Here is a 13,435-nt window from a genome sequence, read left to right as displayed (position 1 = left end):
AAAGTTTGGATTACCTTTATCCTAGTATACCACAAACCATATGCTAGTTCATAGGATAACTAAGGTTGGAAGATTGCTAAAAGGTTGACAGAACTTCGCTCCATAGTATATGATGGGAATACCTAGAAATTTTACTCTCCACGACCTATACGACTTCTACTGAAAAAGCGTTGGCGAGTTCAATTCTATATCTGGAGGTTTCTATGAAAATCTATTATTCAAAATTTGTCGGTGTCGGCTATCTAGTCTTTGCGGTGGGTGTATTCTTTCAATTTTCCTTTTTTCTCGCGCATGGATTGATCGACTTTTCCCAGCTTAGTCTTCTTACTTTGGTTCCAACCATCCTCTTTTTCGCTGCTATCTATTCAACGATTGCAGGCATCAAAAGACTGACTAGTCGTAGGCTATCCTTTGAATTCACCTTTGAAGGTATTTATGTCTATCCTGGGTTATTCTTCTCAAAAGAAATCTTTATCCCAAAAGAAGAATTGTTGCGAGCATCGTATGTTGAAGTGGATGTCAGTGACCCTGACCATGTCAACAGCAAGGCTTACTATTTAGACTTCGATTTGAGAGAAGTGACCCAGCTAGAAGATATTTCTAAGTCAAACGTCATCATCGATACAAGTGTTCTGAAATTGCGTCTCGCCCTTAGCCTCTGTCGATTTAGAGAGGAAGAAAAAGCCGAGTTGGCAACCTATCTAAAAGAAAACTACGGAATTAATTTCTTATATTAATAAGTAATAAAAAAGCCCTACATCAGGGCTTTTTGTATTGTTAACAATTCACTACATACGCTTTAAAATGGACTGGTTTATCATCCAACTTAAACGTATTGTAAACTTGGATGTTTAAAAATTTATACATCGAAAACTTTAAAAAAGCAAGGACATTTCACCACCCTTACTTCTGATTGATCTTTTTAGTTACGGTAAAACTGGTTATCTTTGTCGCTTACAGATTGACCAATAGACAAGACATCTTGGCTACCGTCTGTACCTGTCACTTGATTTGGGACTCCGGCTGGTGTGAAGATCAGTCGTGCACTCTCTCCGCCACCGACGAGATGGATACCTGTTGAGTAGTAGCCATCTTTTTCCTCTACTTGGCCCATTTCGTATTTAAAGGTCCCTTTGGTGCTTTGGATCGTTACAATCCCATCAGCTGTGACTGTTGCAGTTGTTCCCGCGTAATTTTCCCAAGTCCCTACAAACTTAGCGTAAGCCTCTTGTGATTTTTGCTTATCTTCCTTTTGTTCTGCTTGAGTGCTTGTAGCTTCTGTCGCACTATTTGTTTCTGACTTCTGCTCCTCTTTTTGGCCTGCTTCAGTTTTACTTTCGGACTCTGTAGTCACCTTGCTTGTTGTTTCCTTTTGGCTTGAAGAGGACGTATTCTTGTCAGTTTTTCCACCACAGGCAGCCAAAGTCAAGACAGCCAATAAGGTCAGGACTGATAGGCTCGTATAGCGCAATGTTTGGTTTTTCATAAAAATCTCCTTTGGAATAGACAAAGATAAAAGTAGCTCGTCAGATTTTGCATATATTTGACGGCTGTCTCGTAGTCTTCAGTGTATCATTTATTTAGCATTAATTCAATAGCTATCTGATATCAAAAAAGGCTAATCCAATCAGGAATTAGCTCTTTTATTTCTAGTTTTGATTTGCTCGTTTTTTAGTAGATAAACATGGCATCGCCAAAGCTAAAGAAACGGTATTTTTGGTCGATAGCATGTTGGTAGGCTTCAAGGACCAATTCACGGCCTGCAAAAGCTGAGACAAGCATGACCAAGGTAGACTTCGGCAAATGGAAATTAGTAGAAAAAGCATCCACCACTTTCCAATCATAGCCCGGTTTGATAAAGATATTGGTCCAGCCAGAATCGGCCTGGATTTGCCCATCAAACTTACTTCCGATGGTTTCTAGTGTACGGATAGAGGTTGTCCCCACAGCAATGACACGGCCACCATTTTCCTTGACCTGACGCAAGGTCGCTGCGGCTTCTTCAGACAATTGATAAAACTCTGAGTGCATTTCGTGTTCATCCAGGTTATCTACCGAAACTGGTCTAAAGGTTCCAAGACCAACGTGCAAGGTCAAGTAGACTAGGTGAACTCCTTTTTGCTGGATTTCTTCCAGTAATTCTTTGGTAAAATGTAGTCCTGCAGTCGGAGCAGCGGCTGAGCCACTCTCCTTGGCATAGACGGTCTGGTAACGTTCACGGTCATCCAACTTTTCGTGGATATAAGGAGGCAAGGGCATTTCTCCCAAACTTTCAAGCACTTCTAGGAAAATTCCCTCATACTCAAAGCGAACAATACGGCCACCATGGGTTAATTCCTCGGTCACGACTGCGCTTAGGCGACCATCCCCAAAGACAACACGGGCACCGACCTTGAGACGTTTAGCTGGCTTCGCCAAGACTTCCCATTCGTCTCCTGCTATATTTTTCAAAAGTAAGAGTTCAACGTGACCCCCTGTTTCTTCCTTTTGGCCATGAAGTCGAGCTGGCAAAACTCGTGTGTCATTCATAACCAGGGCATCACCTGGCTCTAGCATTTCAATAATTGAGTGAAAATGGCGATCTTGAAATTCCCCTGTTTTGCGATTGACCATCAAGAGTTTAGAGGCATCGCGCTTTTCCAGAGGCGTCTGTGCAATCAGTTCCTCTGGCAAGTGGAAATCAAAATCATTGGTATTCATTGGTGTCATTTTTCCTTTTCTTTTCTAATAGAATTCATTAGCTGTCAAAGCGAACTTCTTCAAGTAGGTACTCGATGAAGCGTTCACCCATCTTAGACAAGCTCGTTTTCTCATGCTGGATATAAACCAGTTCAATGGGATCATCAATATCAAGTGGAATCGAAACGATATTGTCTCCATTGAGGTTACTATTGAGGATACCAGTCGCGATGGTATAGCCGTCCAAACCAATCAAGAGATTGAACAAGGTCGCACGGTCACTAACAACGATGGATTTCTTGTGGTGTTCCTGAGACAAAATCTCCTCTGAGAAATAGAAGGAATTATGGGTACCTTGGTCATAGCTCAAGTATGGGAAGTCTTCTAGGTCTGCCAACTGCACCTTGTCTCTCTTAGCAAGAGGGTTAGTCTTGCTGACAAAGATATGGGGTTGGGCTGTAAAGAGATGGTGGGCAACCAGATGGTTGTCATCCAACATCTTCGAAAGAACGTCCCGGTTATAGCTATTTAAAAAGAGAACTCCCACTTCACTTCGGAAGTTCTTGACATCATCGATAATCTCCCAAGTTCTGGTCTCACGCAAAAAAAGCTCGTACTTTTCCATATCGCTTTTCTTAAGCAAGGAAACAAAAGCATTGACCACAAAGGCATAGTGTTGCGAAGACACACTAAAAAGCTCGCGATGAGCGATTGGGTTCTTATAGCGTTCTTCTAGAAGCTGCGTTTGCTCGACAACCTGACGGGCATAGGAAAGAAACTCCATCCCATCACGTGTAAGCGTAATTCCCTTAGGATTTCGGATAAAAATCTCAATTCCCATCTCATTTTCTAGGTCACGAACGGCATTTGATAGACTCGGTTGTGTAATGAAAAGTTGCTTGGCAGCCTCATTCATCGAACCAGTCTCTACGATTTTGATAATATAGTGTAATTGTTGAATTCTCATGCTTTTATTGTACCATACTTGTGGCAATATAAAAAGGAACAGTCACTGAAAGCCAAGCTAGTCGTATATCAGTCTTTTTACAGCTCATAAAAAGAGGTTGGAAGATTTCCAACCGCTTTTTCTGTTCTAGCAAGTTAAAACTAGCTGTCTTTTCTCCAAAAGATGGCTAATAAAATCATGGCTCCTAAAACTGATGGGATAATAGCCGTATCAGCTAAGATAGGGCCCCAAGTTCCAAAAAGCATTTGACCCAGGAAAGCACCAATCCAACCCAGGAACATTTTCCCGAAGCAACCCATCCGTTCTCCACGATTGGTGATAGCTCCTGCTAATAGTCCGATCAAAAGACCGACAAACATACTTCCAAGCATAGTTTCTCCTTAAATTGCCCAATCTCCATTGCGGAAGAGTGGTACGCGTGTTCCATCCTCACGGATACCATCGATATCCATTTGGTTCGAACCAATCATAAAGTCAACGTGAACATCTGAACGGTTAAGTCCTGCAGCTTCCAGTTCTTCTTCGCTCATCTCTGCTCCACCAACAACGCTGGTTGCATAGGCTGCACCAATAGCCAAGTGGTTAGAAGCATTCTCATCGAAAAGAGTATTAAAGAAGGTAATACCTGACTGTGAAATTGGGCTTGGATCTGGTACCAAGGCACATTCACCCAAGGCACGCGCACCAGCATTCTTAAAGACAAGGTCCTTCATAACCTGGTCACCCTTTTCAGCTGTAATATCAACGATTTGACCATTTTCAAAGGTCACCTTGATGCCTTCGATGATATTTCCATTGTAGCTAAGAGGTTTTGTAGATGTTACATAACCATCTGCACGACGGAAGTCAGGAGCTGTAAAGACTTCTTCTGTTGGCATATTTGGCAAGAATCCTTCACCTTGAGCATTGATAGCTCCAGCTGATTCCCAAACGTGGTTCTTCGGCAAGCCAAGTGTCAAATCAGTTCCAGGTGCTGTGTAGTGAAGAGCTGAGAATTGTTCTTTGTTGAGCATTTCTGCCTTGCTCTTCAAGATAGCTGCATGTTTTTCCCAGGCCTTAACTGGATCTTCTTCGTAGATACGGCAAGTCTTGAAGATTTGGTCCCAAAGGAGATCCACTGCTTCTTCGTCGCTTGCAGCATTTGGAAAGACCTTTTTAGCCCACTCTAGTCCAGCTGCAGCTGCTACAGTCCAGCTAACCTTGTTAGATTGAGTTGCGATACGCATTGGCTTCATAGCAATTCCCATAGCTTTAGCAGAAGCTGAGAGCTTTTCAGCGTCCACTCCATTCAAGGCACCTGGGTCAGAAGAACGGACACCGAGACGGCTTGCTTTGTTTTCAAGAAGGTAGTTCATCTCAGCGATCTTATATTCTGGCACATTGTCCAAACGCTCCATCGGCGCGTGAAGGAATTTCTCACGATTTACAAAGTCATCTGCCCATTGGACGATCACTTCGTGTGCTCCAAGTGCATAGGCTTCTTTAACGATTAAGTGAGCCAACTCACGTTGTTCTACATCTATCGAAAGAGCCAAAGTGTGTCCTGGTTGCACGTTCACTCCGTTTGCAACCAAGAGCTTAGCATATTTTTCTAGATTTTCTTTAAAATTTGGTAAAACCATTTTGTTTCTCTTTTCTATTTTTATTTTTCTTTCAAAGCAGAAAATAATCCTGCTAAAGCAATGGCGCTAGACAAGAGTGCTGTCGATAGAAGGATTGTCTGATCAGCAAGTTCCAATTGATACTCAAACACCTTCTCAGCCGGCTTGTCTTCCGCAAAAATTCTTAGTTTCATCTTTTTCCTCCAAGATCTTAAAACAAATCATCAAACAAACTCAACTGATTATCCTCTGGCAGATTGCCGAGAATTCCCATTTCATCCATCTTTTCAACCAAGGTTGATGAGAGTCCACCACGCTTGCGTAGTTCTGTCTTAGAGAGGAACTCTCCTTCTTGACGGGCACGAACCAGTTGCTTGGCAACGTTCTCTCCCAGACCATCCATTGCAACAAACGGCGGGATAAGGGTGTCTCCATCGATGATGAATTCAGTCGCATCACTGCGATAGAGGTCCAATTTGCCGAACTTAAAACCACGTTCCCACATCTCATTGACGATTTCAAGGGTGGTGTAGAGGTCGATCTCCACATTGGAAGCTTCGTTGTTCTTGCGTTTTTCAGCGATTTCTTGCATCTTGCGCTTGATGGCATCTAAGCCTGCACCCATGGTCTTGATATCAAAGGCCTTGGCACGGATAGAGAAGTAAGCACAATAATAATAAATCGGATGGTGAACCTTGAAGTAGGCCACGCGAAGGGCCATCATAACGTAGGCTGCCGCATGGGCTTTAGGGAACATGTACTTGATTTTTCCACAAGATTCGATATACCACTCAGGCACATTATTGGCCTTCATGGCTTCGATATAACCATTGCGCTCTTCTTCTGATATTTTGAGCCACATTCCCTTACGCACGCGCTCCATGATGGTAAAGGCCATCTTTGGATCTAAACCAGCGTGCATGAGGTAAACCATGATGTCATCCCGACATCCGATAACGGTCGATAGGTCCGCAATTCCCGCCTTAATCAAGTCTTGGGCATTTCCCAACCATACGTCGGTACCGTGAGATAGACCTGAAAGCTGGAGCAACTCTGCAAAGGTCGTCGGATGGGTTTCATCGACCATCCCACGTACGAAGTTAGTCCCAAACTCTGGAATACCAAGCATACCAGTCGAAGTCCCGATTTGATCAGGGGTCACTCCTAGGATATCTGTACCCGAAAAGAGGGCCATAACACCAGGATCGTCCATTGGGATATCATTTGGATCAATACCTGACAAGTCCTGCAGTTTCCGAATCATAGTCGGATCATCATGTCCTAGAACATCGAGCTTGAGGACGTTCTCATCGATATCGTGGAAGTTAAAGTGAGTCGTTTGCCATTCAGCAGTGACATCATCGGCAGGATATTGCACTGGAGTAAAGTCATAGACATCCATATAATTAGGGATAACAACGATTCCCCCTGGGTGCTGACCGGTCGTCCGTTTAACACCAGCAGCTCCTTGGGCTAGACGCTCTACTTCGGCTTCACGGTAGAACTTGCCATAGTCACGCTCGTAACCCTTGACAAATCCATAGGCTGTTTTAGCAGCCACTGTACCAACCGTTCCGGCACGGAAGGCGTATTCTTCTCCAAAGATATCACGGACATCCAAATGGGCGCTTGGCTGATCTTCCCCTGAGAAGTTCAAATCGATATCGGGTACCTTGTCCCCATCAAAACCAAGGAAGGTCTCGAAAGGAATGTCCTGTCCATTTTTGCTGAGTTTATGGCCACAGTTTGGACAGTCTTTATTTGGCATATCAAATCCTGAACCGTAGGAACCATCCGTGATAAATTCACTGTACTGACACTGACCACAGACATAGTGAGGAGAAAGCGGATTAACCTCGGTAATTCCAATCATGGTCGCAACGAAACTGGATCCAACAGACCCACGTGAACCAACCAAGTAGCCTCGTTCGTTTGAGCGGTGCACTAGCATTTGCGAAGCCAGATAAATCACGGCGAATCCATTCCCCAGTATAGAGGTCAGTTCCTTTTCAATTCGTAAGTCAACGATATCTGGGAGTGGATTTCCATAGATTTCAAAAGCTTTTTTATAGGTCAACTCTGCGACTGTTTCCTCAGCCTTGTCAATGAAAGGTGTATACAAGTCGCCTTTAACGACCTCAACAGGCTCAAAGATTTCTGCCAAGGCGTTGGTATTTTCAATAACAATCTTACGAGCCAAGTCTTCCCCTAGAAAGGCAAATTCATCCAACATTTCATTGGTCGTTCTAAAATGTGCCTTGGGTAGCGGAGCTGGTTGGGCAGCTTCTCCGTGACCAATCGTCCGGTTAATCATAGCTCCCTGACCTAGACTTCGTACGATGATTTCTCGATAAATCTCATCTTCGGGTTCGAGATAATGGACATTTCCTGTTGCAAGAACGGGCTTTCCGAGACGGTCTCCGACCTCAATCAAGCTTTTGATGATGGTCTGAAGCTCCTCCATATCCTTGACCTGCTCTTTGGCAATCAGAGGTGCATAGATAGCCGGAGGCATGACCTCGATAAAGTCATAATATTTAGCAACTTCGACTGCCGCATCTACGCCCTGTGATACGACTGCATCAAAGACCTCCCCTTCTGTACAGGCTGAACCTAGGATCAAACCTTCTCGATGGGCATCTAGTACCGTACGTGGAATCCGTGGAACTCCTTCAAAATACTGGGTATTTGAGAGAGACACCAGCTTAAAAATGTTTTTCAAGCCCACCTGATTTTTTACATAGATGGTCGCATGCTTGACCCGAGCTTTTTTATAAGAGTCTGGACTGATTAAATCAAGGTTCAATCGCGCTAAGTCAGTCACACCGTACTTTTCTGCAACTTCTTTGATAAAGATAAAGAGCAGACGGCCAGTTGCTTCCGCATCATAGTTGGCCATGTGGTGGTGTTCTAGGGCTACACCAAAACGTTTGGTCAATGGTCCGAGACCATGACGTTTGTACTCAGGATAGAGATTTCTAGCGAACTCTAGCGTATCAATGACAGGTTGAGTAATTTTTGGAAGACCGTGGCGTTCATAGTTGGCATTCATAAAGCCAACGTCAAAGGTCGCATTATGGGCTACAAGAACGGTATCCTTACAAAATTCTTGGAATTCTTTCAGAACTTGAACCAAGGGTTTCGCATTTTTTACATGGTCATCGGTAATTCCTGTCAACTCGGTTGTAAAGGATGATAAGGGATGCCCTGGATTGATAAATTCATCAAACTCAGCGATGATATTCCCCTTATACATCTTGGAAGCCGCAACCTGAATCAAGTCATTATAGATGGCTGAAAGACCTGTCGTTTCCACGTCAAAGACTACATAAGTCGCTTCAGAAAGATCCATCTCCACTTCGTTGTAGACGATAGGAACACGATCCTCTACGATATTGGCTTCCATCCCATAAATGAGCTGAATACCAGCTTTCTTGGCTGCCTTATAACCATGAGGAAATGACTGCACATTGCCGTGGTCTGTGATTGCCACTGCTTTGTGTCCCCATTTGGCTGCTTTTGCGACTAACTCCTCGACCTCAGGAAGAGCATCCATCGTCGACATATTGGTATGGGCATGAAACTCAACGCGACGCTCACCTTCTGGCATTAAGTCCTTACGCTCATAGTGAACGACTTCTTGCACATCTTGCACATTCATGGTCAAATCTCGTGTGAAATTATTCATCTCAACATTCCCACGGACACGGAGCCATGAATTTTTCTTAATCATGTCAAACTTCTGAGCTTCTTCTTCATTTTTGACCCATTTTTGCATGGAGAAACTAGACGTATAATCCGTCATCTTGAAGTTAATCAAGACACGACCCGTTCTAGTCACCTTATGCTCCACATCAAAGACAACTCCTTCAAAAACCAGTCGATTTTCTTCGGTATTGACCTCGATCATTGGAGTAATCTCGGCCTTGTCAAGTTTAGGCTTAGCAACAGCCTTCTTAGCTTGAAAATCAAAGACAGGTTTTTCCTCAACTGGAGGAGGCGGTGCCATCTGTTCTAACTGTTCCATAGCTCGAAGGGTTTCGTCATTAGCAGCCTGAACAATCATTTGATTTTCAGAATGGAAAGCTTCCTGTTCTTCTTTGGTCAAATCTTCATTTTTCTCTAAGTGACATGTAAACTTAGGAAAACCAAAGTGTTCCAGTTGTTTGCTAAGATTCGGGAGATGATTTTTTCTGAAATGCTCTGTATCTGCAGCCTCAGAGGCCTCAATAATCAATTGATCATTTTCAAACCGAACTTGAAAATCCTGATACATGGTTCGAAATCCTTGACTAGAACAAGGCCCATCTGAAAAAGCCTCATGATAGTAGGCCTGTAGAAGCTCTCTTGAAAAATCTTGATATTTCGTTTTAATCTCGAAAGTCGCTTGATTCCCCGTTTTTGAAAATTCTTCTTTCAATCCCTTCTTCAATGCTAAAAAGAGCTCAAAAGGGAGAATATTCTCAAAGGTAAAACGAAACTCCCAAATATTACTTTGTTTGTGTACAATAACTTGTTCAATTTCAGCCTGGGAGAAGGCCTCATGATTTCTCATTTCAGGCGGAATTCCCAACTGATTCATTAAAATTTCAAAAGTGGTTGACATCCATTTTCCTCACAATATACTCCTTCTATTTTACCATATTTGAGGCAATTTTAGCTATTTCTACCAAATAGAAAAAGAAGCCACAAAGTGACTTCTTTTAGAGTGACGGTGAATTATTCTTCACCTTTGTTTTTCTTAATGATTTCTTCTTGTACTGACTTAGGTACATCTTCGTAGTGGTCAAATACCATCATGAATGTACCACGTCCTTGTGATGCTGAACGAAGAACAGTTGCGTAACCGAACATTTCAGCAAGTGGAACGTAAGCACGAACGATTTGGCTGTTACCGTGAGCTTCCATACCATCTACACGTCCACGACGAGCAGTTACGTGACCCATAACATCACCAAGGTTTTCTTCTGGAACAGTGATTGTTACAAGCATCATTGGCTCAAGGATAGCTGGTTGTGCAGTCTTAGCAGCTTCTTTAAGGGCAAGAGATGCAGCGATCTTGAAGGCAGTTTCAGATGAGTCGACATCGTGGTATGAACCATCGTAAAGCTTAGCTTTCACGTCAACCATTGGGTAACCAGCAAGAACACCGTTAGCCATAGATTCTACCAAACCTTTTTCAACCGCTGGGATAAATTCACGAGGAACCACACCACCGACGATTGCGTTTTCGAATTCGAATCCTTTTCCTTCTTCGTTTGGAGTAAATTCAATCCATACATCACCGAATTGACCTTTACCACCAGACTGACGTTTGAAGAATCCACGTGCTTGAGTAGGAGCGCGGAATGTTTCACGGTAAGATACTTGAGGAGCACCTACGTTCGCTTCAACTTTGAACTCACGACGCATACGGTCAACAAGGACGTCAAGGTGAAGTTCACCCATACCAGAGATAACTGTTTCACCAGTTTCAACGTTAGTTTCAACGCGGAATGTTGGATCTTCTTCAGCCAATTTTTGAAGGGCGATACCCATCTTGTCTTGGTCAGCTTTAGATTTTGGCTCAACCATCAATTGGATAACTGGTTCTGGAACGTTGATTGACTCAAGGATGATTTTAGCTTTTTCATCTGTCAATGAGTCACCAGTTGTAGTATCTTTCAAACCAACGGCTGCAGCGATATCACCTGAGTAAACAGTGTCGATTTCTTGACGGCTGTTAGCGTGCATTTGAAGGATACGTCCGATACGTTCACGTTTACCTTTAGAAGTGTTCAATACATATGAACCTGATTGAAGAACACCTGAGTAAACACGGAAGAATGTCAAACGACCTACGAATGGGTCAGTCATGATCTTGAAGGCAAGAGCTGCAAATGGCTCTTCATCAGATGCAGGACGAGTTTCTTCTTCATCTGTATCTGGGTTGATACCCTTGATAGCTGGAATATCAAGTGGGCTTGGAAGGTAGTCGATAACCGCATCAAGCATCAATTGAACACCCTTGTTCTTGAAGGCAGAACCACAAAGTACTGGGTAGAATTCAACGTTGATAGTCGCTTTACGGATACCAGCTTTCAATTCCTCGTTAGTGATTTCTTCACCTTCGAGGTATTTCATCATCAATTCTTCGTCAGTTTCAGCAACTGCTTCAACCAATTTTTCACGGTATTCTTGAGCTTGTTCAAGGTATTCAGCTGGAATATCTTCTTCAAGGATATCTGTACCAAGGTCGTTAGTATAGATTTCAGCTTTCATCTTGATCAAGTCAATGATTCCGCGGAAGTCATCTTCAGCACCGATTGGCAATTGAATTGGGTGAGCATTTGCTTGAAGACGATCGTGAAGTGTGCTTACTGAGTAAAGGAAGTCAGCACCGATTTTATCCATTTTGTTGGCAAATACGATACGTGGAACTCCGTACTCAGTTGCTTGACGCCAAACTGTTTCAGTTTGAGGCTCAACACCTGATTGTGAGTCAAGAACTGTAACCGCACCGTCCAATACACGAAGAGAACGTTGTACTTCGATTGTGAAGTCCACGTGTCCTGGTGTGTCGATGATGTTTACGCGGTGGTTGTTCCATTGAGCTGTTGTCGCAGCAGATGTGATAGTGATACCACGTTCTTGCTCTTGCTCCATCCAGTCCATTTGTGACGCACCTTCGTGAGTTTCACCGATTTTGTGGATTTTACCAGTGTAGTAAAGGATACGCTCAGTTGTAGTTGTTTTACCAGCATCGACGTGAGCCATGATACCGATATTACGAGTTTTTTCAAGTGAAAATTCGCGTGCCATGAGGTTTGTTTCTCCTATATTTTTTATTTCTATTCTATTATAACACGATTTCAATAAAAACGGATAGGCAGGACCCACCCGTTCTCAATGTTTATCTTGTTTAGTTGGTTTCAACTTGTGAGATGGGAAGTTGAATTGCAGCTAATACTATTTGTTTTAGCTGATTTGAGCTGGAACGGGATGCTGGGTGAAAAAGATAAACTTCCTTGTATTCATCGAATACTGCGTCAGTTTCCTATTTTCACTGTGCATCCTTACCGTTCCTAGCATCATGATTTTACCAACGGAAGTGTGCGAAGGCACGGTTAGCTTCAGCCATACGGTGAGTGTCTTCACGTTTCTTAACTGCTGCACCAGTGTTGTTAGCAGCATCCAAGATTTCTTTTGCAAGACGGTCTTGCATTGTGTGTTCACCACGAAGGCGAGCGATTGTTACCAACCAACGAAGTCCAAGTGTTGTACGACGTTCTGGACGAACTTCAACTGGGACTTGGTAGTTAGATCCACCAACACGACGTGCACGTACTTCAAGTACAGGCATGATGTTTTCCATTGCTGTTTCAAATACTTCAAGTGCATCGTTACCAGTAGCTTCTTTGATTTGCTCAAAAGCACCGTAAACGATTGAAGCAGCTGTACCACGTTTACCATCAAGCATAACGCGGTTGATAAGACGAGTAACTAGTTGTGAATTGTAAAGCGGATCTGGCAATACGTCACGCTTTGGAGCTCTATTTTTACGACTCATTTCTCTTTATCCCCTTTCCTTATGCTTTTGGACGTTTAGTACCGTATTTAGAACGGCCTTGTTTACGATCGTTAACACCAGCAGTATCAAGTGCACCACGGACGATATGGTAACGTACCCCTGGAAGGTCTTTTACACGTCCACCACGAAGAAGCACCACGCTGTGCTCTTGCAAGTTGTGTCCGATACCTGGGATGTAGGCAGTAACTTCGATAAGGTTGCTCAAACGTACACGAGCAAATTTACGAAGGGCAGAGTTAGGTTTTTTAGGTGTCATAGTTCCAACACGAGTTGCTACACCACGTTTTTGTGGTGAAGAAACGTTTGTTTGAACTTTTTTATGACTGTTGTAACCAACGTTCAAAGCTGGTGATTTAGATTTTTCTACTTTTGATTTACGCGGTTTGCGAACCAATTGGTTAATTGTAGGCATCTACATTCTCCTGTGTTTTTTTATTTTTGGTGATGATACACTTGGTGACAGCTATCATCTGTGTGTACTTTTGCAACATTTGTCAGCACGTCCCTGTACACTCTTGAGAGACCAAAAGTAAAAAGTACCGTCTAACATTGTACCACGTTTTTTCTATTTTTGTCAATATATTTCTTCTTATTTTTTGACTTCTTTACTCTAAAATC

The 13,435-nt window shown here is 43.1% G+C and carries 11 protein-coding genes; 1 reads left to right on the top strand and 10 read right to left on the bottom strand.

Going from position 1 to position 13,435, the window contains the following annotated elements:
* Positions 1 to 203 precede the first annotated feature (203 nt).
* On the top strand, positions 204 to 737 hold the full coding sequence (locus KJR31_RS07010) for a hypothetical protein (RefSeq protein ID WP_214262696.1): 534 nt from the start codon (positions 204 to 206) through the stop codon (positions 735 to 737).
* Positions 738 to 922: 185 nt separating this feature from the next.
* Here the strand turns inward: KJR31_RS07010 and KJR31_RS07005 are convergent, their stop codons facing one another.
* From KJR31_RS07005 to rpsL, 10 genes are all read right to left on the bottom strand, one after another.
* On the bottom strand, positions 923 to 1,486 hold the full coding sequence (locus tag KJR31_RS07005; RefSeq protein WP_214262695.1) for an ABC transporter substrate-binding protein: 564 nt from the start codon (positions 1,484 to 1,486) through the stop codon (positions 923 to 925).
* Between the two features lie 185 nt (positions 1,487 to 1,671).
* Positions 1,672 to 2,700 (bottom strand): tRNA preQ1(34) S-adenosylmethionine ribosyltransferase-isomerase QueA, encoded by a 1,029-nt coding sequence (queA, locus tag KJR31_RS07000; RefSeq protein WP_214262786.1) that lies wholly within the window; start codon positions 2,698 to 2,700, stop codon positions 1,672 to 1,674.
* 37 nt (positions 2,701 to 2,737) lie between these two features.
* The gene (locus KJR31_RS06995) at positions 2,738 to 3,646 is read right to left on the bottom strand and encodes a LysR family transcriptional regulator (RefSeq protein ID WP_049504432.1); all 909 of its coding nucleotides are present in this window, start codon (positions 3,644 to 3,646) and stop codon (positions 2,738 to 2,740) included.
* Positions 3,647 to 3,786: 140 nt separating this feature from the next.
* Positions 3,787 to 4,017: a GlsB/YeaQ/YmgE family stress response membrane protein gene (locus tag KJR31_RS06990; protein ID WP_006153144.1), complete on the bottom strand. Its 231-nt coding sequence runs from the start codon at positions 4,015 to 4,017 to the stop codon at positions 3,787 to 3,789.
* A 9-nt stretch (positions 4,018 to 4,026) separates the two neighbouring features.
* A complete protein-coding gene (locus tag KJR31_RS06985; RefSeq protein WP_214262694.1) occupies positions 4,027 to 5,268 on the bottom strand; it encodes an aminopeptidase in 1,242 nt (413 codons plus the stop codon).
* Positions 5,269 to 5,288: 20 nt separating this feature from the next.
* Positions 5,289 to 5,441 (bottom strand): hypothetical protein, encoded by a 153-nt coding sequence (locus KJR31_RS06980; RefSeq protein WP_033687279.1) that lies wholly within the window; start codon positions 5,439 to 5,441, stop codon positions 5,289 to 5,291.
* A gap of 17 nt (positions 5,442 to 5,458) precedes the next feature.
* On the bottom strand, positions 5,459 to 9,853 hold the full coding sequence (locus KJR31_RS06975; protein ID WP_214262693.1) for a PolC-type DNA polymerase III: 4,395 nt from the start codon (positions 9,851 to 9,853) through the stop codon (positions 5,459 to 5,461).
* 113 nt (positions 9,854 to 9,966) lie between these two features.
* The gene (gene fusA / locus KJR31_RS06970; RefSeq protein ID WP_214262692.1) at positions 9,967 to 12,048 is read right to left on the bottom strand and encodes an elongation factor G; all 2,082 of its coding nucleotides are present in this window, start codon (positions 12,046 to 12,048) and stop codon (positions 9,967 to 9,969) included.
* A gap of 277 nt (positions 12,049 to 12,325) precedes the next feature.
* Positions 12,326 to 12,796 (bottom strand): 30S ribosomal protein S7, encoded by a 471-nt coding sequence (gene rpsG, locus KJR31_RS06965; RefSeq protein WP_000087873.1) that lies wholly within the window; start codon positions 12,794 to 12,796, stop codon positions 12,326 to 12,328.
* A 19-nt stretch (positions 12,797 to 12,815) separates the two neighbouring features.
* Positions 12,816 to 13,229 carry a 30S ribosomal protein S12 gene (gene rpsL, locus KJR31_RS06960; RefSeq protein WP_001142332.1) on the bottom strand — a complete coding sequence of 138 codons (414 nt, stop codon included), beginning with the start codon at positions 13,227 to 13,229 and terminating at the stop codon, positions 12,816 to 12,818.
* Positions 13,230 to 13,435: the final 206 nt, after the last annotated feature.

It is taken from the genome of Streptococcus infantis (genome assembly GCF_018499575.1).
Lineage (GTDB): Bacteria > Bacillota > Bacilli > Lactobacillales > Streptococcaceae > Streptococcus > Streptococcus infantis_K.
The sequence above is the reverse complement of the archived record's forward strand: the minus strand, read 5'-3'. Positions and strand labels throughout refer to the sequence as shown.